Below are 24621 nucleotides of genomic sequence, written 5' to 3' on the forward strand. Positions count from 1 at the left end.
CCGGCGCCGCGCGCGCCCCACAGCTCACCAGAACCTCTTGGAGAAGAACCAGATGTCCACTCTCGAGATCCGCGACCTGCACGTCAGCGTCGAGACCAAGGAAGGGCCGAAGCCGATCCTGCGCGGCGTCGACCTGACGATCGCCAGCGGCGAGGTCCACGCCATCATGGGCCCGAACGGCTCCGGCAAGTCCACGCTCGCCTACTCCATCGCCGGCCACCCGAAGTACCAGGTGACGAGCGGCACCGTGACGCTCGACGGCGAGGACGTCCTCGCGATGAGCGTCGACGAGCGCGCCCGCGCGGGCCTGTTCCTCGCGATGCAGTACCCCGTCGAGGTCCCCGGCGTGAGCGTGTCGAACTTCCTGCGCACCGCGAAGACCGCGATCGACGGCGAGGCGCCCGCGCTGCGCCACTGGGTCAAGGACGTCAAGGGCGCCATGGAGCGCCTGCGCATGGACGACTCGTTCGCCGAGCGCTCGGTCAACGAGGGCTTCTCGGGCGGCGAGAAGAAGCGCCACGAGATCCTCCAGATGGAGCTGCTCAAGCCCAAGTTCGCCGTGCTCGACGAGACCGACTCCGGCCTCGACGTCGACGCGCTGCGCATCGTCTCCGAGGGCGTCAACCGCGTCCACGGCGAGACCGACGCCGGCATCCTGCTCATCACGCACTACACGCGCATCCTGCGCTACATCAAGCCGGACTTCGTCCACGTCTTCGTCGACGGCAAGGTCGCCGAGGAGGGTGGCTCGGAGCTCGCCGACCGCCTGGAGGAGGAGGGCTACGACCGCTACCTCACCGGCTCGGTCGAGTCCGCGTCGGCCGCGTCCGCCTGACGGACCGGTCGACCGACCAGAGGAGACGACCATGACGACCACCGCGCACCCCGCCGACCAGCACGCCGGCACGCCGGCCCGCCTGACCGCCGGCGAGCTCGCCGCCGTGCGGGCGGACTTCCCGCTGCTCGAGCGCACCGTGCGCGGTGGTCGTCCGCTCGTCTACCTCGACTCCGCGGCGACGTCGCAGAAGCCGCAGGTCGTCCTCGACACCGAGGTCGACTTCTACGAGGAGCGCAACGCCGCTGTGCACCGCGGTGCGCACCAGCTCGCCGAGGAGGCGACCGAGGCGTTCGAGGACGCGCGGGCGGACGTCGCGGCGTTCGTCGGTGCGCGGCCGGGCGAGATCGTCTGGACGTCGGGCGCGACGGCCGCGATCAACCTCGTCGCGTACGGGATCTCGAACGCGACGCTCGGTCGCGGGGGAGAGGCGGCGCGCCGCTTCGTGCTCGTCCCGGGCGACGAGATCGTGGTCACCGAGGCGGAGCACCACGCCAACATCGTCCCGTGGCAGGAGCTCGCGGCCCGCACGGGCGCCGTCCTGCGCTGGTTCGGCGTGGACGACGACGGCCGCGTGCGGGTCGAGGACGCGGCGAGTGTCATCACGGACCGGACGCGCGTCGTCGCGTTCACGCACGTGTCGAACGTGACGGGCGCCGTGACCCCGATCGCGCCGATCGTGGCCCGGGCGCGCGAGGTCGGCGCGCTCACCGTGCTCGACGCGTGCCAGTCCGTGCCGCACCTGCCGATCGACCTGCCCGCGCTCGGCGTCGACTTCGCGGTGTTCTCGTCCCACAAGATGCTCGGGCCGACCGGCGTCGGCGCGCTGTACGGGCGGCGCGAGCTGCTCGAGGCCCTTCCGCCCGTGACGACCGGCGGGTCGATGATCGAGGTCGTCACGATGACCGAGTCGACCTACATGGCGCCGCCGCAGCGCTTCGAGGCGGGCACGCAGGCCGTCGCGCAGGTCGTCGGGTTCGGGGCGGCCGCGCGGTACCTCCAGGAGCTCGGCATGGAGGGCGTCGCGGCGCACGAGCACGAGCTCGCCGCCGAGCTGCTGCGCATCGGGGAGATCCCGGGCGTGCGGATCGTCGGCCCGCGCGAGCCGGTCGACCGGCTCGCCGTCGTGTCGTTCGTCGTGGACGGCGTGCACGCGCACGACGTCGGGCAGGTGCTCGACGACGCCGGCATCGCCGTGCGCGTCGGTCACCACTGCGCGCAGCCCCTGCACCGCCGGTTCGGCGTCGCGGCCACGGCCCGCGCGTCCGCGTCCGTGTACACGACGCGCGAGGACGTCGACGCGTTCCGGGAAGCATTGACCGGGGTCCGCGCGTTCTTCTCGGTGGACTGAGAGGACTTCATGAGCTCGATCGAGCAGATGTACCAGCAGGTCATCCTCGACCACGCGAAGACCCCGCACGGGCGGGGCCTCGTCGAGGTGGCCGACGGCGCGGCAAGCGGCCAGTCGCACCAGGTGAACCCCACGTGCGGCGACGAGGTGACGCTGCGCGTCGAGCTCGCCGGCGCGCCCGGAGCGCACGAGATCGCTCGGGTGAGCTGGGAGGGCCAGGGCTGCAGCATCTCGCAGGCCTCGCTGTCCGTGCTCACGGATCTGGTCTCGGGCCGGCCCGCGAGCGAGGCCGAGCACCTCGGCGAGGTGTTCCGCGAGCTCATGGGCTCGCGCGGCAAGGGCCTCGACGACGACGCGGAGGACGAGCTCGGCGACGCCACGGCGTTCACCGGCGTCTCGCGCTACCCTGCCCGCATCAAGTGCGCCCTGCTCGGCTGGGCGGCGCTGCGGGACTCGCTCGTGACCTCGGGCGCACTGGACCAGACGACCGCGGCGGACGCCGCGGCGACGACGGAGGAGAACCGATGAGCACCGACACGACCGGCGCGCCCGCGGGCGGCGCCGCACCGAGCCCGCCCACCGCGGCGGACGTCGAGGAGGCGCTGCGCGACGTCATCGACCCCGAGCTCGGCATCAACGTCGTCGACCTCGGCCTCGTGTACGGCGTGCAGGTCGACCAGAACAACCACGCGGTCATCGACATGACGCTCACGTCCGCGGCCTGCCCGCTGACCGACGTCATCGAGGACCAGTCCGCCCAGGCGCTCGACGGCCTCGTCGACGGCTTCCGCGTCAACTGGGTCTGGATGCCGCCGTGGGGCCCGGAGAAGATCACCGACGACGGCAAGGACCAGCTCCGCGCGCTGGGCTTCAACGTCTGACGGATCACTGCCCGTCGACCCGACGCCGCGTCCCCGTACCGGGGGCGCGGCGTTCTGCTGCCACCGCGGTGTCGTCGCTGGTCACGATCGGCTTGCGAATCCTTCTGGTGCGTTGACGTGGAGTGTCCTGAGTGTTGGGATATGGGCGCCCACACCACTTTTCGGAGGATGACGTGACACAGCAGGACCAGACCGGCTCGGGCGGTTCCCCGCGACAGGTGCGTTACCGCGGCAGGTACCTCCCGATGGTCGCGGTGGTCGTCGCGGCGACGATCGCGACCGCCCTGGCGTACAGCGGGATGGTCCTGTTCGGTCTCGAGGTCGCGCACATGACGCCGCTCGAGGCGTACGGCCTGGCGGGCTTCCTCGAGGTCAGCCTCGTCGCCGTGGCGCTCATGGCGCGCAACGCTGCGCTCGAGGGTCGCCCGTACGGCGTCCTCCTCACGCTCACCTGGGTGCTCTCGGGCACCTCGGGCGTGTTCGCGGCCCTGCACGAGATCGCCGTCCCGACCGCGAGCACCCCGTACATGGTGGTGTTCCGGTTCGTGCCGCCGCTGGTCGCCGCACTCATGTGGCACCTCGCGCTCGTGGGGGAGCGGCACATGGTCACGGGCCACACCCTCGACGAGCGTCGCCGCGAGACGCGGGTGCACGGATACGTCTCCGCCCTGGAGCAGTGGCGCGACGCACGCGTCGACAGCTCGGGCTCGTCGTCGGACCTGCGCAAGGTCCGGGCCGCTCACCAGCGCCAGCGCGCCGCCCGCGACGCCGCCCTCAAGCTGCTGACGGTCGAGGACTTCGAGCGCCGCATGCAGGTCTGGGTCGACCGCCTGGAGGCGGCGGAGCGCCACGGCAACCGGCTCGACCTCATCGGGGCGAGCTCCGTGAAGCGCGGCACCGCCCGCGGGTCGGCCGAGGCGCCTGCGGTCGTCGTCGCGCGGACCGCTGCGCCCGCTGAGGCACGCAACCTGGAGACCCTCGCGCTGGAGTCGGCGCGCGACGACGAGGTCCGCGCGGTCGAGGCGCCTCAGCCGGTCGAGGCCCGTCGCACCGTCGAGCCCCAGGCCGCCGCACCGGTCAAGGAGTCCCCGGCCGCCTCGGCGCCGGTCGAGGCCCCGGCCGTCGAGCCGGACGAGAAGCCCTACGTGCCCGAGACGGCGTTCGAGGCGCTTCCTGATCTCGAGGCGCGGGTGAAGGAGCTTTTCGGGCGCGCCCAGCCGCTCCCCTGGGACCAGCCCGTCCCGGAGGACACCGGCGCGACGCCGGTCGTGGAGCCCCCGGCCGTGACGGGCCACACGCGGCGCGTCGAGGTCTTCGACCTCGCCCGCCCCGGAGCCGGCGCGGAGTCCGCGGCGACCGAGGCGGACGAGGCCTTCCTCGGCGAGGACCCGACCGAGCGCGACCGCCGCATCGTCGAGCTCGCCCGCCAGGGCGTGAGCCAGCGCGAGATCGCCCAGCAGGTCTCGGTGGCGCGGTCGACCGTCAGCCGCGTCGTGCGCCGCTACGAGGACCAGAAGCCCGTGGCGGACGACGACCGCGAGCTCGCGAACGCCTGACGCGAGCGGTCGTGTCCGACGCCACCGGTCGTCCACCGGTCGACGTCTGAGCGCCTCCAGCCGACGCCGCGCCCCACAGCGGGGGCGCGGCGTCGTGCTGTCTCCTCCGCGCCCGTGCGCGCGCGGGGGATGCCCTTCGGAGGAAGTACTGAGGACCTTGGTCCCAGACGGCAGATGTGGTCAGACCACCTCTCCTAGAGTCGGGAGCAGGCACCGGTCGCAACCGAACCGGGACCTCGACGCAGCCCCGCCTCTCGAAAGTGCGTACCGTGCCCTCCCTCTCTCACTCCCCGTCGGACGCGAGCACCCCTACAGCCGGCGGCCCTCTGGACGGCGACCGGATCGTCGTCGTCGGTGCCGGCATGACGGCCCACCGCCTGGTCGCGGGCCTGCGCTCGCGCGACCCCGAGGGCGGCTGGTCTCTCACGGTGATCGGCGACGAGCCGCACGAGCCGTACGACCGCGTCCACCTGTCCGAGTGGTTCGACGCGCGCGACGCGAAGGCGCTCACCCTGGACCGTGGCGTGTGGGACGACCCGCGCGTCACGCTCGTCACCGGGGACGCGGTCGCGTCGCTCGACCGCACCACGAGCGTCGTGACGACGCGCTCGGGCCGTCAGGTGCACTACGACCGCGCCGTGCTCGCGACGGGCTCGTGGGCGTGGACGCCGCGCGCGGAGGGTACGGACCTGCCGGGCCTGTTCACGTACCGCACGCTGGACGACGTCGAGCGGCTGGCCGAGTGGGTGCGCCTGCGCGAGCGGGCGCTCGGGCGGGCGGTGCGCGGCGTCGTCGTGGGCGGCGGCGTGCTGGGCCTCGAGGCGGCGGCCGCGCTCCAGCGCCTCGGCGCGGAGGCGACGGTCGTCGAGTTCGCCGACCGGCTCATGAGCGTCCAGCTCGACCAGGGCGGCGGCGAGATGCTGCGCCTGCTCGTCGAGGACCTCGGCGTCACGGTCCGCACGGGCGCGGGCGCGCACCGGTTCCTGCCCGCGGGCGACGGGTCCGTGGGCTCGGTCGAGCTCACCGACGGCTCCGCGTTGCCGACGGACGTCGTCGTCTTCTCCGTGGGCATCCGGCCGCGCGACCGCGTGGCGCGCGAGGCGGGTCTGGCGATCGGCGAGCGCGGCGGCGTCGTCGTCGGCGAGGCGTGCCAGACCTCCGACCCCGACGTCTGGGCGATCGGCGAGTGCGCGTCGGTCGACGGCGTGTGCGCGGGTCTGGTCGCTCCGGGCAACGACATGGCGGATGTCGTCGTCGACCGCTTCCTCGGCGGCGAGCGCGCGCACCGCCGCGCCGACGACGCGACCAAGCTCAAGGGTGTGGGCGTCGAGGCCGCGTCGTTCGGCGACGTCAACGCGGTGAGCGCGGGAGCGCTGGAGGTGTCGTTCGTCGACCCGATCCACCGCCGGTACCGCAAGCTCGTGCTCTCCGACGACGCGACGACGCTGCTGGGTGGCGTGTTCGTCGGCGACATCGAGCTCTACTCGGCGCTGCGCCCGCTGCTGGGCCGCCCCCTCGGCGCCGACCCCGCGGCCGTCATCGCGCCCGACGGCGACGGCCTGGCCGACACGGAGCTGCCCGACGAGGCCGTGGTCTGCTCGTGCAACAACGTGGACGCCGGGACCGTCCGCTCGGCGGTGTCCGAGCACGGGTGCCGGACGATCGGGCAGGTCAAGGACTGCACGACCGCGGGCACCGTGTGCGGGTCGTGCGTCCCGGCGCTCACCAAGCTGCTGAACGCCGAGCTGTCCCGGGCGGGCGTCGCCGTCTCTGACGCCCTGTGTGAGCACTTCTCGATGTCCCGGGCCACGCTGTACCGGCTCGTCCGCGAGGAGGGGCTGCGCACGTTCTCCGAGGTCGTCGCGGCGCACGGGACGGGGCGCGGCTGCGCCGTCTGCCGCCCGACGGTCGCGTCGATCCTCTCGACGCTGCGCCGCGGCCACGTGCTCGAGGGCGAGCACGCCGCGCTGCAGGACACCAACGACCACGTCATGGCGAACCTCCAGAAGAACGGGACGTACTCGGTGATCCCGCGGATGCCCGGGGGAGAGGTGCGCGCGGACCAGCTCCTGGAGTTCGCGAAGGTCGCCGACGACCTCGGGCTCTACGTCCGCGTCACCGGCGGGCAGCGCCTGGCCATGTTCGGGGCTCGCCTCGACCAGCTCCCGGAGATCTGGCGACGCCTGACCGCCGTGGGCTTCGAGTCCGGGCACGCGTACGGGAAGTCGCTGCGCACGGTCAAGACGTGCGTCGGGCGCACGTGGTGCCGGTTCGGCGTGCAGGACTCCTCGGCGATGGCCGTGCGGCTCGAGCTGCGCTACCGCGGTCTGCGCTCGCCCCACAAGATCAAGTTCGGCGTCTCGGGCTGCGCGCGCGAGTGCGCGGAGGCGCGCGGCAAGGACGTCGGCATCATCGCGACCCACAAGGGCTGGAACCTCTACGTCGGCGGCAACGGCGGGTCGCAGCCCGCGCACGCGCAGCTCCTCGCCGAGGACCTCGACGACGAGACGCTGGTCCGCTACGTCGACCGGTTCCTCATGCTCTACGTCCAGGAGGCCGACCGCCTGCAGCGCACGGCGCCGTGGGTCGCGGAGCGTGCGGGTGGGCTCGAGGAGCTGCGGCGCGTCGTCGTCGAGGACTCGCTCGGCATCGCCGACGATCTCGAGGCCGCGATGGCCGAGCACGTGCGCGACTACGAGGACGAGTGGAGCGTCACGCTCGCCGACCCGGCCAAGCTGCGCAAGTTCACGCCGTTCGTCAACGCGCCCGAGGCGATCGACGGCGACCTCGTGTTCGTCCCCGAGCGTGGTCAGGTGCGTCCCGCGGACGAGGGCGACGCCGTCGCCTACCCCGACCCGCGCGCCGCCCGCGACGTCGCGCTCGTCGCGGCCCGTGCCGAGCTGGAGGACGCCCGATGACCACGTTCGTCGACCTCTGCGCGCTCGACGACCTCGACCCCGAGCGCGGGGTCGGCGCCCTCCTGGGAGACACCCAGATCGCCGTCTTCCGGCTCGCCGACGGCTCCGTGCGCGCCGTCCAGCAGCGTGACCCGTACTCCGGCGCCAACGTCATGTCGCGCGGCCTCGTGGGTACGCACCGGGTCACCGGCGACGACGGCACGGAACGCGACGTCGACACGGTCACCACGCCCATGCTCAAGCAGGTCTGGGACGTCGACACCGGCGAGGTGCTCGACGCCGGCGGCAAGGACCGCAGGCCGCTGACCGTCTTCACGGCCCGGGTGGTCGACGGACGCGTCCTCGTCGCCGATGCCCCCGGCACGTCCCCTCGCGCGCGCTGACCGGCGACGCTGCGCGCGTCGTCGCCCCGGGAGCGCCACGCGGCCGCACGACACGCAGCCGACAGGTCCGGGCCTGGTCGACGGTGATCCCCTAGCCTGGCGGCATCCCGTCACCCGGCGCGGACCGTCCGCCGAGCGTTCTCGAGGGAGTCGCGCGTGCGCGTCCTGCTCGTCATCGACCAGTTCGAGGATCCCACCAACGGGACCACGGTCTCGGCCCGCCGTTTCGCGGACGCCCTCCGCGGGCGTGGCCACGAGGTGCGCGTGGTGTGCTGCCGCGGTGTCGCGGCCCGCACGCGCGGCGCCGGCCCCGGGACGTCCGGGGACGACGTCGCCGGGTACCGGCTCGAACAGCTCGGCGTGCCGGGCTTCAACCGCGTCATCGCGGGTCAGGGCTGGGTGCTCGCCAAGCCCGACGACGACGTGCTGCGCGACGCGCTGGGCTGGGCCGACGTCGCCCATGTCATGACGCCGTTCTGGCTCGGCTCTCGGGCCAAGCGGCTCGCCGACGCCCTCGGTGTCCCGTCCACGGCCGCGTTCCACGTGCAGCCGGAGAACGTCACGTACAGCCTCGGGGTCGGGCGCGTCGGGCCGCTGAACGACCTCGTGTACGCGGTGTTCCGGCCGTTCTACGACCGGTTCGGGCACGTCCACTGCCCCAGCCGGTTCATCGCCGGGGAGCTCCGTGACCACGGGTACCGGTCGTCCCTGCACGTGGTGTCGAACGGCGTCGACCCGCGCTTCGTCCCGTGCAGGGCGCCCAAGAGCGCCGACCTTGCCGGCAGGTTCGTCATCACGATGACCGGGCGGCTGTCCCGCGAGAAGCGGCAGGACGTGCTCGTCGACGCGGTCCGCCGCTCCCGGCACGCCGACCGCATCCAGCTCGTGCTCGCCGGTCGCGGGCCGCTCGCAGAGCGGTACGCGCAGCGGGGCGCGACGCTCCCGCACCCGCCGAGGATCGGCTTCCTCGCCCAGGACGAGCTCCGGGACGTGCTCGCGATGAGCGACCTGTACGTGCACGCTGCCGACGCCGAGATCGAGGCCGTCGGCTGCCTCGAGGCCGTCGCCACCGGCCTGGTGCCGGTGATCTCCGACTCCCGCGCGTCGGCGACCGGGCAGTTCGCGCTCGACGGGCGCAGCCTGTTCCGCGCCGGGGACGCCGGGGACCTCGCGCGAAAGATCGACTACTGGATCGAGCACGACGACGAGCGCGCCCGGATGGGTGCCGCCTACGCCGAGGTCGGCAAGGAGCACGCGCTCGACGTGTGCGTCCCGCAGATCGAGGACATGCTGCGCCAGGCGGTCGTCGAGTCACGGGTCGCGGCGGGTCCCGTGGCGCTCGACCGGGACGACACCGAGGGCAGGGCGCGTGGGCACTCGCCGGGGCACTGACCGTGCGCGTGGGTCCGCGACGCCGGAGCTCTGGAGCCGCTTCGACGAGGTCTTCTTCGACGTCGCCATGGCGGTCGTGCGCGGGTACGGGTACGTCGTCCACGGGCTGCGGGTCACCGGTCGCGAGCACCTCGCGGCCGAGCGCGGCGGCGTCGTCACGATCGCCAACCACGTGCACTACCTGGACGGCCCGTGGGTCGCCGGGCAGTATCGCGGCCGGCGCGCCGCCGTCGTCTCCCAGCCCTCGAACTTCCACCTGCCCGTGGCCGGCGTCCTGGTCGGCCACCTGCTCGCCGTCCCGCTGCCGCGCGGGCCCGGAGAGCTCCTCGCGTTCGAGGCGCGGCTGCGCCGGACCGTCGAGGCGGGCCAGGGAGTCCACTTCTTCCCCGAGGGCGAGCTGGCGATGTACGACACGACCCTGCGCCCGTTCCGGCGCGGCGCGTTCGTGTACGCCTGCCGACTGGGCGTGCCGGTCGTGCCGATGGTCTTCACCTACGGCCGTCGGTCCTGGTGGCGCCCCCGGCCGCCGATCCTGCTGACGATCCTGCCGGCCGAGCGACCTCGAGGCTCCGGACCCGCTGACATCGCCGAGCTCATGGCCCGCTGCCGGGCGGCGATGGAGGCGGTCGTCCTCGGGTCTCCCGACGACGTCCGGTGCTGAGGACTCACGGGCCTACGATTCCCCTGTCGGCAACGGTGCCGACCGCACGACCGAAGGAGTCACGACGCCCATGCTCGCCGCGTGGGGCGCGCTCGCCCTGCTCACCCTCGTCCACCTCGCCGCTCAGCTCGCAGGTGCCTCGACGCTCGCCGGCGCGTCGCAGTGGTTCCTCATGCCCGCGCTCGCGGGCTGCCTGTGGCTCGCCACGCGGCCCGCTGGCGGTCTGAGCCGACGCCGCCCTCGCCTCGTCCGCCTCACGCTCCTCGCGCTGGGCTTCTCGTGGCTCGGCGACACGGCGCCGGACCTCGCCGACGGCGACGCCGCGTTCCTCGTGATGGTGGGCTGCTTCCTCTGCGCGCAGGTGACCTACACGCTCGCGTTCTGGCCCTACCGAGCGGGCTCCGTCCTCCGGCGCCCGCTCGCTCTCGCGCCGTACCTGCTCGCCTTCATCCTGCTCGTCGTGGCGTGCGCGCCCGGTGCCGGGCCTCTGCTCGTCCCGGTCGTCGTCTACGGCGCGTGCCTCGTGCTGATGGCCTTGACGGCGACGGGCGTCCATCGCCTCGCAGCCGTCGGCGGCGCGGTCTTCCTCGTGTCCGACGCGCTCATCGCGCTGGACGCGTTCGCGCCCTGGTACGCCCTGCCCGCCCACGGTTTCTGGGTCATGCTCACCTACGTCGTCGGGCAGGTGCTGCTGGTCCTCGGCGTCCTGCGCCGCACCACGAGGGCCGACGGGCGGGACCCGAGCAGCGCGGGAGCCCTCGCCGCCGGGCGGCCGGCCATCTAGGCAAGAAGGTCGCGGGGCTGCGGACGCCCGGAGTCGGGTCGCGCCTCGACGTGGACGGCGACGAGCGCGACGTCGTCGTCGGCGCCGGCCGGGACGAGGTCGGTGAGCAGGAGGTCGAGCAGGTGGTCGGGCTCGACGTCTCCGAGCGCGGTGACCCGTCCGGGCAGCTCGTCCAGGGTGTCGCGCAGGGACCGGTGCCGGCGCTCGACGAGGCCGTCGGTGTAGAGGAGCAGGGTGTCACCGGGCTGGAGGGTCGTCTCGTGGTCGTGGCGGTCGCCCCCGAGCCCGAGGCCGAGCAGGGCGTCCGGTCGAGCGGTCAGCAGCCGTGCCGAGCAGTCCGCCGAGCGCACGACCGGCGGGAGGTGCCCCGCACTGCACCACGCGAGCGGGCGCGGTTCTCCGGGTGCGGCCGGGCCTATCCGCGCGACGGCGGCCGTCGCGAGCGCGTCGAGCCCGAGGCCCGTCGCGGTGTCCTCGGCGGCGTCGAGCATCGCGGAGGGACCGGCGCCCGTGCTGTACCCGACCGCGCGCACGACGCCGCGCAGGTGGCCCATGCGTGCCGCTGCGGAGACATCGTGGCCGGTGACGTCGCCCACCACGACGACGGTGTGCTCGTCGCGCTGCACGAATGCGTCGTACCAGTCGCCGCCCACGTGGACCTCGGGCACCGCGGGGCGGTAGCGGACGTCGATGCGCAGCCCGGGCGGCTGAGGTGGCGGCGTGAGGATCGAGTCCTGGAGCTCCAGCGCGGCGCGGCGCTCTCGCACGAGCGTCGCGGTGTAGCGGCGCACGGTCGACCCGACGGTGAGCACGTGGTCGAGGACGGCGCGGTCCACGGGTTCGCCGTCCGAGGACGTCGGCTCCGCGTCGACCTGCGGCGCGCCCACGATCCCTGTCACGTCCTCGGCGCGGTGCACGACGACGGACGTCCGCCCCGAGGGGTCGACCACCGGCACGTTCGTCGTGATCCACCACCGCTTCGTCCAGCGGCCCTCGGCGTCGCGCAGGTCGTACCTGTGGGGGCCGATCATCTCGAGACGACCCGTCGCCGCGACGCGCTCCAGCGACTCGACGACCTCCGTCGCGTCGGCCTCGTCCTCCGTGTGCACGGGGAACACGTCGAGGTAGTGCCTCCCCACGACGGCCGAGGCCGGCTCGCCGATCGTGCGGAGGAAGGCCTCGTTGGCGTCGAGGATCATGAGCTCCGACGACAGGACGAGCTTGGGTGCGGTGAGCGCGGCGAAGACGGCGTGGTAGTCCACGTCACCCGCCGGGTACCGCACGGCCGCCTCCCTCGCACGCCCTGGTTGCCTCCAGCTACGAGCCTGGACGGCGTCCGGCCTGCCCGCATCTCGACGAACGAGGCGCCGCAAGCCCGCGTCCGCGTCCACGACGGGAGGCGCCGGTCAGCCCACCGCGGTGATCGGCGACGCGAGCGGCGCGCCGGAGCCGTCGCGGCGCTGGTCGACCTCGGGCAGGTCGAGCGCCTGGCCGCCGGACCCGACGGCGCGCGCCGGCCCCTGGCCGACCCAGGCGAGGATGAGCGCGTCCTCGCCCTTGAGGAACCGGTGGGCCCGGACACCGCCGGTGCCGCGTCCCTTGCCGGGGTAGAGCTCGTACGGCGTGACCTTGCCCGCCCCGGTCTGCGTTCCCGGCAGCGCGCTCGAGGACCCGGCGACCGTGACGACCGTCGAGAGGTCCCGCACGTCCGCCGGAACGACCCCGAAGAACGCCACGCGCTGTCCCTCGGCGAGGCGGATGCCCGCCATGCCGCCGGCCGCGCGGCCCTGCGGTCGCACGGACGTCGCCTCGAAGTGCAGGAGGGACGCGTCGCTGCTGACGAACACGAGCTCGTCCGCGTCGGTCGCGGGCGCAGCGCCCACCACGGTGTCACCGTCCTTGAGGCCGATGACCTCCCACGCGTCGCGGTTGCCGGGCACGTCGCCCGGTGCGACGCGCTTGACGACGCCCTGCGCGGTGCCGAGCGCGAGCGGGGGAGCGTCGGCGTCGAGCGACGTGATCGTCACGGCGTCCTCGCCCGGGTCGAGCGCGACGACCTCGCTGAGCGGGACACCGCCCGACAGGCTCGGGGCGTTGTCGGTCGGGGGGATCGCCGGGAGGTCGAGCACGGACACGCGGACGATGCGCCCGCGGCTCGTGACGAGACCGACCTCGCCGCGCGCCGTCGTGCGCACGCGGGCGCGCAGCACGTCGTGGGCGGCCCGGGGGCCCGACCGCGCGGGCTCCGTCTCGTCGCTCGTGCGCGCGAGCAGACCCGTGGCGGAGAACAGCGCCCAGCAGGCGGTGTCGGCGACCTCGAGGGGGACAGCTGCGGTCGTCGTCGGCGCGGCGCCCGCCGACTCGAGGAGGATCGTGCGGCGCGGCGTCCCGTACGTCTTGGCGACGTCCGCCATCTCGGCGGAGACGACGCCCCGCAGCCGGGCGTCGCTGCCGAGGATCTCCTGCAGCTCCTCGATCTCGCGGCGCAGCGACTCCTGCTCCTTCTCGAGCTCGATGCGCGAGAACTTCGTCAGGCGCCGCAGCTGCAGCTCGAGGATGTACTCCGACTGCGGCTCCGACAGGTCGAACACGGTCTGCAGGCGATCGCGCGCGGTCCGGGCGTCGTCGGAGGTACGGATCACCTGGATGACCTCGTCGATGTCGACGATCGCGATGAGCAGCCCGTCCACGAGGTGCAGGCGCTCGGAGCGCTTGCGCAGGCGGTGCTCGGACCGGCGGCGCACGACGTCGATGCGGTGGTCGACCCACACCGTGAGCATCTCGCGCAGACCCAGCGTGCGGGGCTGGCCGTCGACGAGCGCGACGTTGTTCATGCCGAACGAGTCCTCGAGCGGCGTGAACTTGTAGAGCTGCTCCAGGACGGCCTCGGGGTTGAACCCCGTCTTCACCTCGATGACGATCCGCAGGCCGTGCGCGCGGTCCGTGAGGTCGGTCGCGGCGGTGATGCCCTGGATCTTCTTCGTCTTGACGCCGTCGGCGATCTTCTCGATCACCTTCTCGGGGCCGACGAGGTAGGGCAGCTCCGTGATGACGATGCCCTTGCGGCGCGGCGTGAGGTTCTCGACGCGTGCCGTCGCGCGGGTGCGGAACGTCCCGCGGCCGGTGCGGTAGGCGTCGCGCACGCCGTCGAGGCCGACGATCTTGCCGCCCGTCGGCAGGTCGGGGCCGGGGACGAAGCGCATGAGGGCGTCGAGGTCGGCGTCGGGGTGCGCCACGAGGTGGCGAGCCGCTGCGACGACCTCGACGAGGTTGTGCGGCGCCATGTTCGTCGCCATGCCCACCGCGATCCCCGACGCACCGTTGACCAGCAGGTTCGGGATCGCCGCGGGCAGCACGTCGGGCTGCTGCAGCTTGTTGTCGTAGTTCGGCACGAAGTCGACGACGTCCTCGTCGAGCCCCGCCGTCATCGCGAGCGACGAGGGGGCGAGACGCGCCTCGGTGTACCGGGAGGCGGCCGGGCCGTCGTCGAGCGTGCCGAAGTTGCCGTGACCGTCGACGAGCGGCAGGCGCAGCGAGAAGTCCTGCGAGAGGCGGACGAGCGCGTCGTAGATCGCCGTGTCGCCGTGCGGGTGGAGCTTGCCCATGACCTCCCCGACGACGCGCGCCGACTTCACGTGCGCGCGGTCCGGGCGCAGACCCATGTCGGCCATCATGTAGAGGATCCGGCGCTGCACGGGCTTGAGCCCGTCGCGCGCGTCTGGAAGCGCGCGCGAGTAGATGACGGAGTACGCGTACTCGAGGAACGACGTCTCCATCTCCGCCTGGACGTCGATGTCGACGATCTTCTCGTTCACCTCGGCCGGGTCGATCGAGGGGGTCGAGGGCTTGCGCGCCATGGGCCTGCGGGCTCCTGCCGTTCGGTGCGTCCGTGCGGACGCGGTTCTTCGCGGACGTGCGGGGTCGTGCGGTCGGCCGGGGCGCTCGCCGCCCGGTGCCGCACGTGAGGGTACGCCACGCGTCCGACACCCGGTGGCGAGCGCCCGGCCGGACCAGGACGCCCCCATTGTCCTCCCGTCCCCGGCCGCGACGGCGCAGGCGCGCGGCGTCCCGCCGTCGCCGGGTCCACCGCATAGCCTGGGCACGTGAGCGACGGCGACGCCGCCGGGCCCGACCCGGCACTGCACCCGGCCCGGTACCCGGTCGAGTGGGAGGCGGACGTCGTCCTGCGCGACGGGACGACGACGCACGTGCGCCCCATCAGGCCGGACGACGCCGACGCGCTCCAGCGCTTCCACGTCGCCCAGTCCGAGCGGTCCACGTACCTGCGCTTCTTCGCCCCGATGGAACGGCTCTCCGCGCGCGACCTCGACCGGTTCACGCGCGTGGACCACACCGACCGCGTCGCGCTCGTCGCGGTCCGGCCCCGCAGCGGCACCGACGACGGCCCGGCCGACCCGGGCCCCGGCTCCGCCGGTCACGACATCATCGGCGTCGCCCGGTTCGACCGTACGGGCCCGCACGAGGCGGAGGTCGCGTTCAACATCGCGGACTCCGCGCAGGGGCGCGGGCTCGGCTCCGTCCTGCTCGAGCACATCGCCGCGGCCGCGCGCGAGCGCGGCGTCCAGCGCTTCACGGCCGAGGTGCTGCCGCAGAACGGCAAGATGCTCGCCGTGTTCCGCGAGGCGGGGTACGACGTCCACCAGCAGATGGACGACGGCTTCGTCCTCGTGAGCGTCGACCTCGACCCGACCGAGCGCTCGCGTGCGGTGATGGCCGACCGCGAGCACCGCGCCGAGGCGCGCAGCATGCAGGGTCTGCTCCGCGCGGCGAGCGTCGTCCTCGTGGGGCCCGGGTCGGCGCCGGCCGACGGAACCCTGCTCGAGCCGGGTCCCGTGGCCGACGGCGACGCGGGAGCCCCCGTCGAAGCCCTCCTCGCCCGGCGCGCGCTCGCCGCGCTGGTCCGCAGCGACGGCGTCACCGTCCACGTCACGGGCGTCCGGGCGGAGGGCCCGGGGGCCACGACCGACGGTGCGGCCCCCGGGGCTGCGACCGTGCCGCACGAGCATGTGTCGCTCTCCGACGTCCCCGGTCCCGTCGACCTCGCCGTCGTGGCGCTGCGCCCGCCCGAGGCGATCGACGTCGTCGGGCACCTCGCGCGCCTGGGCGTGCGCGGCGTCGTCGTGCTCTCCGCCGGGTTCGCCGAGACCGGTCCCGAGGGCCTCGCGCTGCAGCGCGAGCTCCTGCGCGTCGCGCACACGGCGGGGCTGCGCGTCGTGGGGCCCGCGAGCTACGGGCTCCTCGCCACGGGCGGTACGCGCGACCGCCCGGCGCTCGCGGCGACGCTCGCGACGGACCTGCCGCTGCCCGGCGCCGTGGGCCTGTTCAGCCAGTCGGCGCCCATGGCGGTCACGCTCCTGGCGACGACGGCACGGCGCGGGCTCGGCGTCTCGTCGTTCCTCTCAGCCGGCCACCGCGCGGACGTCTCGGGCAACGACCTCATGCAGTTCTGGCAGGACGACCCGGCCACGCGGGTGGTGTGCCTCTACCTCGAGTCGATCGGCAACCCGCGCAAGTTCTCGCGCATCGCGCGCCGGCTCGCGTCGGTCAAGCCCGTCGTCGTCGTGACGGCGGGGCGCTCGGGCCACGTCGTGCCGCCCGGGCACGCGGTGCGCTCGACGCGCGCCCCGCGCCGGACGCTCGAGGAGATGCTGCGCCAGTCGGGCGTCATCCGGGCCGAGAACACGCACCACATGATCGACATCGCGCAGCTCCTCGCGCACCAGCCGCTCCCGAGCGGTCGGCGCGTGGGCATCCTCGCGAGCTCCGCGTCGCTCGCCGCGCTCGTCGCCGAGGCGGCGGCGTCGGCGGGCCTCGTCGTCGCGAGTTCCGACTTCCTGCCCGAGGACGCCACGACCTCCGACGTGGAGGCGACGGTGGACGAGCTCTACGCGCCGGACGCGTGCGACGTCGTCGTCGTGGTCCAGGTGCCGGTCGTGCGCCCCCGGCGCGCCGACCTCTCGCGGGCGGTCGCGCGCGCCGCGGCACGCACGGGCCGCACGACCGTCGCGAGCATGCTCGGCCTGCACGGCCTCACCGACGAGCTGTCGGCCCCGGACCCCGTCGCCCCGGAGGGCGCGGGTACGGGCGAGGCTCGCCGCGTCCCCGCGTACTCGACGCCGGAGGACGCCGTCGCCGCCCTCGGTGCCGTGGTGCGGTACGCCCGGTGGCGCGAGGCGGACCACGGCACGCCGGTACGGCCCGCGGGCGTCGACGCAGGGCGCGCACGGGCGCTCGTCGAGTCCGCGCTGACGGGCACGGCCGCCGTCGACCTCGACCCGACGGCGGCCGCCGAGCTGCTGGCCTGCTACGGCGTGCGCGTGTGGCCGGCCCGGCGGGTGCGGACGGCGGACGAGGCCGTCGAGGCCGCGCGCGAGGTCGGCTGGCCCGTCGCGCTCAAGAGCACGGCCGCCGGGCTCCGGCACCGTGCCGACCTCGGCGGCGTGCGGCTCGACATCGCGGACCCCGACGAGCTGCGCACGGACGTCGAGCAGATGCGCGCGGCCCTCGCCGGGGTGCTGCCGGATGCCGCCGACCAGCCGCTCGAGGTGCAGGCGATGGCCGACGCGGGCGTCGCGTGCGTGGTCCGCTCGACCGAGGACCCGCTCTTCGGCCCGGTCGTGTCCTTCGGCCTCGCGGGGGACGCGGTCGACCTCCTCGGCGACGTCGCCTACGGGGTGCCCCCGCTGACCGACGTGGACGTGGCGACGATGGTGCGCTCGGTGCGCGCCGCGCCGCGCCTGTTCGGGTACATGGGGACGCGCGTCGTGGCGACCGCCGCGCTGGAGGACGTGCTCGCGCGCGTGTCCGTGCTCGCCGACGACCTGCCCGAGGTGCGCAGCCTCGAGCTCTACCCCGTGGTCGTGTCCGAGCACGGTGCTGCGGTCCTCAGCGCGCGCGTGAGCCTCGCCGACGCCCAGCGCGCGGACGCGCTGCGGCGCGCGCTTCCCCACTGACCGGCGCGGTTCGTCCACACCTCGACCCACGGGCTGGCCGCCGCCGTGCGCCGGGTGGGAGAATGCGCGGGTGCCCTCAGCAACCTCGAACGCCTGGACCGACCTGACGACCCAGCTCCACCGCGCCGGGTACTACCCGGAGCTCGTCGCCGACGTCCTCGACGTCGCGATCGCGGGCGAGGAGATCGTCTCCCACCTCGTGCTCCCGGAGACGACGTTCGACGCCTCCGAGGTGCGCCGGCACCTGACGGTGCTCGTCCTCACCCCGTCCCGCCTCGTGACGTCGCACGTCGACGACCACCCGGCCGACAGCGAGAACCCGTCCGCGTCAGCCGCGGCCACGACCGAGTCGGTCCCGCTCACGGAGGTCCGCTCGGTTTCGCTCACGCACGTCGTCGCCGAGCCGCACGAGCACCGGTCGGGCGCCGCGCCGCTCGAGGTCACGCTCGCGCTCGGCTGGGGCGCGGTCTCGCGCGTGGACCTGGAGCCCGCGCAGTGCCCCGACCCGGCGTGCGACGCGGACCACGGCCTCACCGGCCAGATCACCCCGGACGACGTCGTGGTGCGCGTGAGCGCCGAGGCGGAGGGTCGTGACGCCGTGCGCGCCGCGGTCGACTTCGCGCGCGCCCTGTCGCGCGCCACCGCGGGGCACAGCGCCCGGTGAGCGACGCACGGACGGAACCGGCCCTCGCGGTGCCGCCGGCGCCTGCCACGGCACCGGGGGCGGCCCCCGGGCTGCCGCCCGGCCTCCTGGCACCGGTGACGGGAACCGGCGGTCTCGCAGCCGTCCTCCCGGGAGCGGCCGGGGCCCTCGAGGTCCCCCTCACCACGGCGACGGGCATCGAGAGCGACACCGCGCGCGCCGCGCTCGCCCTGCCGCGCGCCGAGCGCGTGTGCGTCGTCCTCGTCGACGGCCTGGGGCACGTCAACCTCGCGGAGCGCGCGGGCCACGCGCCGTTCCTGCGTTCGCTCCTGCCCGACGCGCGCCCCCTGACGTCCACGTTCCCGAGCACGACCGCCGCAGCGGTCGGGGCGTTCGGGACGGGCACCGCTCCGGGACGCACGGGGATGCTCGGGTACACGCAGCGCAACCCCGCGACCGGCGGGCTGGCGAACATGGTCTCCTGGGAGGGCGCGCCGCCCCCGGCGGAGCTGCAGCGTGAACCGTCCCTCCTCCAGCGTCTCGCCGACGCGGGGACGGCGGTCACGTCGACCGGTCCAGGGCGCTTCGCCGGGTCCGGCATGACCCTCGCCGCCCTGCGGGGCGGCACCTACGCCGCGGCCGAGGCGCTCGCTGGCCGCGTCGACGCGGCCGTCCGGGCGCTCGCCCGGCCCGGGCTCGTCTACCTCTACTGGGGCGAGGTCGACAAGGCGGGTCACCACCACGGGTCCACGTCGTGGCAGTGGGGCGACGAGCTCGAGGCCCTCGACCGGGAGCTCGCGCGTCTCGTCCGCTCGGTGCCGCGCGGCACGCTCGTGCTCGTCACGGCCGACCACGGCATGGTCGACGTCGACCCGGCGCTGCGCCGCGACGTCGCGACCGACCCCGTCCTCGGGCGGGGCGTGCAGCTCGTCGGGGGCGAGCCGCGGGCGGTGCACGTCTACGCCGAGCCGGGCGAGACGGCGGCCGTCGCCGCCCGCTGGCGCGACGTCCTGGGCGACGACGCGCTCGTCCTCGAGCGTGACGAGGTCCTCGCACGCGGCTACCTCGGTCCGGACCCGCGGTCCGATGCCGTCGCGGCGGCCGGCGACGTCGTGGTGGCGATGCGCGGGCGGGCCACGGTCGTGGACTCCCGCACCCAGACACCGGCGTCGCTCACGCTCGTGGGCGTGCACGGCTCGCTCACGGAGCGCGAAATGCGCGTGCCGCTGCTCGTCGCGACCGCCTGACGCACGGTCCTGGTAGCCCCGGACCCGTTCTCGACCACCCGACCGACCACCCGGCCGTCCGACCGGCGGACCGCACCAGCGATGGAGGACCCTCGTGGCAGAGCTCGTCTTCTTCTCCGGGACCATGGACAGCGGCAAGTCCACGCTCGCCCTCCAGCTCGACCACAACCACGCCGCGCGCGGGCGGCGGGGGCTGATCTTCTCGCGCGACGACCGCGCCGGCACCGACCGGCTCTCGTCCCGTCTGGGTCTGGAGGTCGCCGCGCGCGAGGTCACGGACGCCACCGACTTCTGGGCGCTCGTCACGGCCGAGCCGGTGCCGGTCGAGTACCTCGTGTGCGACGAGGCGCAGTTCTACTCGCAGGCGCAGGTCGAGCAGCTCGCGCGCCTCGTCGACGAGACGGAGATCGACGTCTTCGCGTTCGGGATCACCGCGGACTTCCGGACCCGGCTCTTCCCCGGGTCGGCGCGCCTCATCGAGCTCGCGGACAGGGTCGAGGTGCTCCAGGTGCAGTCGCTGTGCTGGTGCGGGCGCCGCGCGACGCACAACGCGCGCACGGTCGACGGCCGCATGGTCGTCGAGGGCGACCAGGTCGTCGTCGGGGACGTCGACGCCGGGTCCGGCGAGATCGGCTACGAGGTGCTGTGCCGCCGTCACCACATGCGCCGGATGACGACGTCCGTGGCCCGGACGCTCGCGCGCACCGACGAGCTGTCGCTCGACCTTCCCCGCTGACGCGGACGGGCGGCTCAGCCCTCCGGCCGCGCCCCGAAGACGATCTCGTCCCAGCTCGGCACCTTCGCGCGCGAGCGGTTCTTGCCCTTGCGGGCCTCCCGTGCCGCCTGAGGACGACCGGGACGGCCGCTCTCCTGGTCGGCGGCGCCCTCCGGCCGCGCCGCCTCCGCCCGGGCCGTCGCGCCGCCGTCGGACCGCTCGCCCTCCGCGTCCTGGTCCTGGGATCCGTCGATGCCGGCGTCCGACGTCCGGACCGCGTCCTGCGGGAGGCCGTCCGGCCCGGTGGGGTCCTCGCGTGCCGGGGCCGGTCCCTGCGCGCGGATCGTGGGGAGATGGACGACGGTGGCACCGGACGACGCGCCTGCGTCCTCGGTCGGTACGTCGCGACCCGGACCACCCTGCGGCCCGAAGCCCTCGAACGGTTCCTGCTCGGGGACCGCCGTCGGACCGGAGGGGTCCGTGCGCGGACGCACGCCGCGCCGCTGGCTCAGGTCGTCCAGGAGCTCGGCCGTCCCGTCCTCCGGCTCGGGACGCGCACCCCGGGACGAGCGCGTCGCCGCGTCGACGTCGAACACGGCGAGGCTTCCCGGCGTCGGGTCCGGGGGAGCGTCCGTCCCCGAGAGCCAGCGGGCCTCGTCGTCGAGGGGGTGCAGGGCGCGCGAGGCGGGGTCGTAGGTCCAGCGCGCCGCGCGTCGTCCGGAGCCGACGGCGAAGGACGCCGTGACGACCCACTGCGCGCCACGCTCCCGTGCCGCCGACCACTCGACCTCGGACGGGTCGACGTCGCGCGCCTGGAGCCGCTTCGTGACCAGGTCGTCGACGGTGGGGGAGTCGTCCTCGTGGTCCGGGCGCGACTTGCGCAGCCGGTCCACGACGTACTCCTGCTCGGCGACCACGGGACCGGCGAAGCGCCGGACGTGCTCCACCGCGAGGCCCGCCGCGTCGGCGACGTGCTCCACGGAGTCGCCGGCCCGCAGCCGTGCCTGGATCTCGCGCGGGGACAGGTTGCGCTCCCCCTCGGCGCGCAGGTGCTCCAGGTGGGGCCTGTCGCGTCGGACGGCGGCGCGCAGCGCCTCGGTGATGGGAAGCGTGAACTGCACGCCGCCACCTCCGCCGAGGACGAGGTGCTCCCCGTCCTCGTGCAGTCTCACCAGCTCCAGCTCGTCCATCGGTCCTCCCGTGTCGCTGCGCCCTGTGACGCTCCGCGGTGCGCCCGGGCCCCGGCACCGCGCCACCGCTCCCTCGAGGGTGCCATCGTCGCACCCGGTCCGGGCGCAACCCGCCCGGTGTGCCGCCGACTCGCGCACAGGGCGCGGAGGGCTGGGATGATGCCGCGTGTGATCCTCGACCTCGTGCCCGGCGACGCCCTCGAGCTCGGCGGCGTCTTCTTCGCCGCACTCTCCGGTGGGCTGGCGGCCGTGCGCAAGAGGTTCGACCTCGTCGGGGTGCTCGTCCTCGCGTGGGTGGCGGGCCTCGGCGGCGGACTGCTGCGCGACGTGCTCATCGGCGCGATCCCGCCGGTCGGCATCTCGGACTGGCGCCTGGTCGCCGTCGCGGGGCTCGCCGGGGTCGTGACGTTCTTCTGGCACCCGCGGCTCGAGCGCCTGCGGCGCAGCATCATCGTGCTCGACGCCGGTGCGCTCGCCCTGTTCGTCCTCTCCGGCACGATGAAGGGGCTCGAGTACGGGGTCGGGCCCCTCGCCGCCGTCTTCGCGGGCGTGCTCACCGGGGTGGGCGGGGGGATCCTGCGCGACCTGCTCACGAACGAGGTGCCCCTGCTCTTCCAGGACAAGCAGCTCTACGCGATCCCCGCGCTCGCGGGCGCGGGGCTCACCGCCGTGCTGTGGGAGGCGGGCGCCCTCGGACCCCTGTCGCAGGCGGGGGTGCTCGCGCTCGTCTTCGGCTTCCGCCTCGTGTCCCTGCGACTCGGGTGGTCGGCTCCCGGTCCGTGGGAGGGTCGCCGGGCACGCTCCGGGTCGGGCAGGATGTGAGCCGTGCGCCTCTTCATCGACGATCCCCGCCAGCCCGACGACGTCACCGTGGCCGACCTGCGAGAGCTCGCCGAGCGTCTCGCACGCTCGGCCGGTGAGCTGGTGCGTGCCGGCCGTCCCGAGCGTGTCGAGGTCGCCTCGACCAAGTCGACGCTGACCGATGTCGTCACGCGCATGGACGCCGACTCCGAGGCCCTGCTGCGCCGGGAGATCGCCGCGGCCCGCCCGGACGACGCGATCCTCGGCGAGGAGGAGGGGTCGTCCGCGGGCACGTCGGGCATCACCTGGGTGATCGACCCGATCGACGGCACGGTCAACTACCTGTACGGGATCGCGTCGTACGCGGTGTCCGTCGCCGCGGTCGTGGGCCCGCCCGACCCCCAGGAGTGGACGGCGCTCGCGGGCGCGGTGCACTCGGTCGTCGACGGCCGTACCTGGACGGCGGGCCTGGGTACCGGCGCGACGCTCGACGGGCGCCCGCTCCGCGTGGCCGCTCCGACCGACCTCGGGCAGTGCCTGGTGGGGACCGGGTTCGGCTACGACGCCGACCGTCGTCGCGCGCAGGCGCGGGTGCTGGTCGACGTGCTCCCGCAGGTGCGCGACATCCGCCGCCTGGGTTCCGCGGCGATCGACCTGTGCCTCGTCGCCAGCGGCGAGCTCGACCTCTACTACGAGCGTGGCCTCAACCCGTGGGACCTGGCGGCCGGCGCGCTCGTCGCGCACGAGGCCGGCGCACGGGTGACGGGTCTGCGCGGGCGTGCCGCGGACCACGAGATGACGGTCGCGGGACCGCCCGAGGTGGCCGAGCGGCTCGTGCGGATCCTCGAGGACGTCGGCGCGGACGCCGACGACTGACGGCGGTCGAGGGACCTCGACGACGACCCGCACGCCTCTCTCCGGGCTGCGTGCGACCCACCGTGAGGCGGGTGGGAGCGTTCCCTGCGTCCTCCGGATTCCGCCCGTGACGAACGACACGGGCGCCCACGGCGCCACAGGGTGCATCCGGCCAGGAAATGGTGCAGAATCCGGTGGCCCGCCGGGAACAATTCCGGTGCGCCGTGCATTGATCAGCGTGCACGTGCCACGACGACCTCGGGGCACGACACGTCACGGGGCTCGCGCCCCGCACCCGTGCCGCCCGGCACGACCGGCCATCGCCGATCGTCCCGGACGGGCACTGTCGCGATCGACGAATACTCCGGAGAGTGACCCCACAGATGGCAACAGACTACGACGCCCCCCGCAAGACGGAAGAGGACCTCAGCGAGGACTCGCTGCAGGAGCTCCAGGCTCGTCGCTCCGACAAGAGCTCGGGCGTCGTTGACGAGGACGAGACCGAGGCGGCGGAAGGTTTCGAGCTGCCCGGTGCCGACCTGTCCGGCGAGGAGCTCTCCGTCCGGGTCCTGCCTCGGCAGGCCGACGAGTTCACGTGCGCGAGCTGCTTCCTCGTGCACCACCGCAGCCAGCTCGCGTACGAGAAGAACGGGCAGCAGATCTGCTCGGAGTGCGCCGCCTGACCTGCTGCACCCGCTCCTGACGTCCGGCCGTCGCCCTGAGGGGCGGCGGCCGTCGTCGTGCCACCCGTACGCCGTGGGGCTCGCGGCGCGGTCGCGTCGGGTCGTGCGGCGTCGGGTCGGGCGGGTCAGACCACGGCGCTGGACGCGCGCAGCGCGTCGGCGAGACGCTGCGGGCTGCGGGTCGACACGAGCCAGTACGGGGTCGGGTCCTGCGGGTCCTCGAGCTCCACGCGCACGCCCGTCCGGGCCCATGCCCGCAGGCAGACGTACGCGCGCGCGTCGAGCCGGGGACCGAGCTGGGTGCGCATGGCCTCGGCGTCGAGCGTCGTCACCTGGCCGAGCACCGACACGGGGATGCGCGCGCGTCCGGCCCGGAGCTCGCCGTCGTGCACGGCGACGACCGGGGAGGTCCACCACAGCGCGACGAGCCCCGCCACGGCTGCCAGCGCTCCGGTCCCCACCGCGATCGCACGGCTCGCCGGCCACAGCGCGATCCCGAGCACGAGCGCGAAGCCCAGCGCGGCGGCCCAGCCGCCCACGCCGGGCAGCACGCGTTCCGTGTACGACGGCGCGCTGGGGACGGGCCGCGGCGCAGCGCCCTGGGACGCGTCCTGGGGCACGGCGTTCGACGGTCGTGTGCTGCGGTCGGCGGCGTCGGTCATGGATCCATCATCCCAGCCGCGCGGCCGCTGCCGTGCTCGCCGGGTCCACGCCGTCCGCGCACCGTCTCCCCCCTGCGTGCTCGCTGCGTG

General features: G+C 74.4%; 21 protein-coding genes. 17 read left to right on the plus strand and 4 right to left on the minus strand.

Features of this window, described 5'->3' with window-relative positions; genetic code table 11:
• Positions 1 to 52: 52 nt before the first annotated feature.
• From sufC to ACMXGY_RS09625, 10 genes are all read left to right on the plus strand, one after another.
• On the plus strand, positions 53 to 835 hold the full coding sequence (sufC, locus tag ACMXGY_RS09580) for a Fe-S cluster assembly ATPase SufC (protein ID WP_483776601.1): 783 nt from the start codon (positions 53 to 55) through the stop codon (positions 833 to 835).
• Positions 836 to 866: 31 nt separating this feature from the next.
• Entirely contained in the window at positions 867 to 2186 is a 1320-nt protein-coding gene (locus ACMXGY_RS09585) for a cysteine desulfurase (RefSeq protein WP_483776602.1), read from the plus strand.
• Positions 2187 to 2195: 9 nt separating this feature from the next.
• Positions 2196 to 2714 carry a Fe-S cluster assembly sulfur transfer protein SufU gene (gene sufU / locus ACMXGY_RS09590; protein ID WP_483776603.1) on the plus strand — a complete coding sequence of 173 codons (519 nt, stop codon included), beginning with the start codon at positions 2196 to 2198 and terminating at the stop codon, positions 2712 to 2714.
• Positions 2711 to 3067, plus strand: a complete 357-nt coding sequence (locus tag ACMXGY_RS09595) for a metal-sulfur cluster assembly factor (protein ID WP_483776604.1) — start codon at positions 2711 to 2713, stop codon at positions 3065 to 3067. The genes sufU and ACMXGY_RS09595 overlap by 4 nt, the downstream gene beginning before the upstream one ends.
• Before the next feature lie 173 nt (positions 3068 to 3240).
• Positions 3241 to 4623 (plus strand): helix-turn-helix domain-containing protein, encoded by a 1383-nt coding sequence (locus tag ACMXGY_RS09600; protein WP_483776605.1) that lies wholly within the window; start codon positions 3241 to 3243, stop codon positions 4621 to 4623.
• 362 nt (positions 4624 to 4985) lie between these two features.
• Complete coding sequence (nirB, locus tag ACMXGY_RS09605) at positions 4986 to 7541, plus strand: nitrite reductase large subunit NirB (protein WP_483776606.1); 2556 nt, start codon at positions 4986 to 4988, stop codon at positions 7539 to 7541.
• A complete protein-coding gene (locus ACMXGY_RS09610) occupies positions 7538 to 7924 on the plus strand; it encodes a nitrite reductase small subunit NirD (RefSeq protein WP_483776607.1) in 387 nt (128 codons plus the stop codon). The genes nirB and ACMXGY_RS09610 overlap by 4 nt, the downstream gene beginning before the upstream one ends.
• Positions 7925 to 8080: 156 nt before the next feature.
• On the plus strand, positions 8081 to 9316 hold the full coding sequence (locus ACMXGY_RS09615; protein WP_483776608.1) for a glycosyltransferase: 1236 nt from the start codon (positions 8081 to 8083) through the stop codon (positions 9314 to 9316).
• Positions 9294 to 9977, plus strand: coding sequence for a lysophospholipid acyltransferase family protein (locus ACMXGY_RS09620; protein ID WP_483776609.1), 684 nt, complete (start codon positions 9294 to 9296; stop codon positions 9975 to 9977). Before ACMXGY_RS09615 ends, ACMXGY_RS09620 begins: the two co-directional genes overlap by 23 nt.
• Positions 9978 to 10047: 70 nt before the next feature.
• Positions 10048 to 10761 (plus strand): lysoplasmalogenase, encoded by a 714-nt coding sequence (locus ACMXGY_RS09625; RefSeq protein ID WP_483776610.1) that lies wholly within the window; start codon positions 10048 to 10050, stop codon positions 10759 to 10761.
• Here the strand turns inward: ACMXGY_RS09625 and ACMXGY_RS09630 are convergent.
• Both ACMXGY_RS09630 and ACMXGY_RS09635 read right to left on the minus strand, forming a co-directional pair.
• Positions 10758 to 12044: a PP2C family protein-serine/threonine phosphatase gene (locus ACMXGY_RS09630; protein WP_483776611.1), complete on the minus strand. Its 1287-nt coding sequence runs from the start codon at positions 12042 to 12044 to the stop codon at positions 10758 to 10760. The two genes, ACMXGY_RS09625 and ACMXGY_RS09630, sit on opposite strands and share 4 nt — an antisense overlap.
• Positions 12045 to 12167: 123 nt before the next feature.
• Positions 12168 to 14618: a DNA gyrase/topoisomerase IV subunit A gene (locus ACMXGY_RS09635; protein ID WP_483776612.1), complete on the minus strand. Its 2451-nt coding sequence runs from the start codon at positions 14616 to 14618 to the stop codon at positions 12168 to 12170.
• A gap of 246 nt (positions 14619 to 14864) precedes the next feature.
• Here ACMXGY_RS09635 and ACMXGY_RS09640 point away from each other — a divergent pair, with 246 nt between their 5' ends.
• The 4 genes from ACMXGY_RS09640 (at position 14865) to ACMXGY_RS09655 (ending at position 20361) form a co-directional block, all read left to right on the plus strand.
• A complete protein-coding gene (locus ACMXGY_RS09640) occupies positions 14865 to 17735 on the plus strand; it encodes a bifunctional acetate--CoA ligase family protein/GNAT family N-acetyltransferase (RefSeq protein ID WP_483776613.1) in 2871 nt (956 codons plus the stop codon).
• Between the two features lie 70 nt (positions 17736 to 17805).
• Entirely contained in the window at positions 17806 to 18399 is a 594-nt protein-coding gene (locus tag ACMXGY_RS09645) for a DUF5998 family protein (protein WP_483776614.1), read from the plus strand.
• Positions 18396 to 19625 carry an alkaline phosphatase family protein gene (locus ACMXGY_RS09650; protein WP_483776615.1) on the plus strand — a complete coding sequence of 410 codons (1230 nt, stop codon included), beginning with the start codon at positions 18396 to 18398 and terminating at the stop codon, positions 19623 to 19625. Before ACMXGY_RS09645 ends, ACMXGY_RS09650 begins: the two co-directional genes overlap by 4 nt.
• A 94-nt stretch (positions 19626 to 19719) precedes the next feature.
• Complete coding sequence (locus ACMXGY_RS09655) at positions 19720 to 20361, plus strand: thymidine kinase (RefSeq protein ID WP_483776616.1); 642 nt, start codon at positions 19720 to 19722, stop codon at positions 20359 to 20361.
• A 14-nt stretch (positions 20362 to 20375) separates the two neighbouring features.
• Here ACMXGY_RS09655 and sepH read toward each other — a convergent pair whose 3' ends face one another.
• Positions 20376 to 21530 (minus strand): septation protein SepH, encoded by a 1155-nt coding sequence (sepH, locus tag ACMXGY_RS09660; RefSeq protein ID WP_483776617.1) that lies wholly within the window; start codon positions 21528 to 21530, stop codon positions 20376 to 20378.
• A 156-nt stretch (positions 21531 to 21686) separates the two neighbouring features.
• On the opposite strand from sepH, the gene ACMXGY_RS09665 reads away from it, so the two are divergent.
• The 3 genes from ACMXGY_RS09665 (at position 21687) to ACMXGY_RS09675 (ending at position 23869) form a co-directional block, all read left to right on the plus strand.
• The gene (locus ACMXGY_RS09665) at positions 21687 to 22352 is read left to right on the plus strand and encodes a trimeric intracellular cation channel family protein (protein ID WP_483776618.1); all 666 of its coding nucleotides are present in this window, start codon (positions 21687 to 21689) and stop codon (positions 22350 to 22352) included.
• Positions 22353 to 22355: 3 nt separating this feature from the next.
• Positions 22356 to 23207 (plus strand): inositol monophosphatase family protein, encoded by an 852-nt coding sequence (locus tag ACMXGY_RS09670; RefSeq protein WP_483776619.1) that lies wholly within the window; start codon positions 22356 to 22358, stop codon positions 23205 to 23207.
• Positions 23208 to 23569: 362 nt separating this feature from the next.
• Positions 23570 to 23869: a DUF4193 domain-containing protein gene (locus ACMXGY_RS09675; protein ID WP_483776620.1), complete on the plus strand. Its 300-nt coding sequence runs from the start codon at positions 23570 to 23572 to the stop codon at positions 23867 to 23869.
• A 125-nt stretch (positions 23870 to 23994) separates the two neighbouring features.
• Here the strand turns inward: ACMXGY_RS09675 and ACMXGY_RS09680 are convergent, their stop codons facing one another.
• Complete coding sequence (locus tag ACMXGY_RS09680) at positions 23995 to 24531, minus strand: DUF3093 domain-containing protein (protein WP_483776621.1); 537 nt, start codon at positions 24529 to 24531, stop codon at positions 23995 to 23997.
• Positions 24532 to 24621 lie beyond the last annotated feature (90 nt).

The sequence above is a fragment of the Cellulosimicrobium sp. G4 BAM 1002 genome (genome assembly GCF_057126935.1).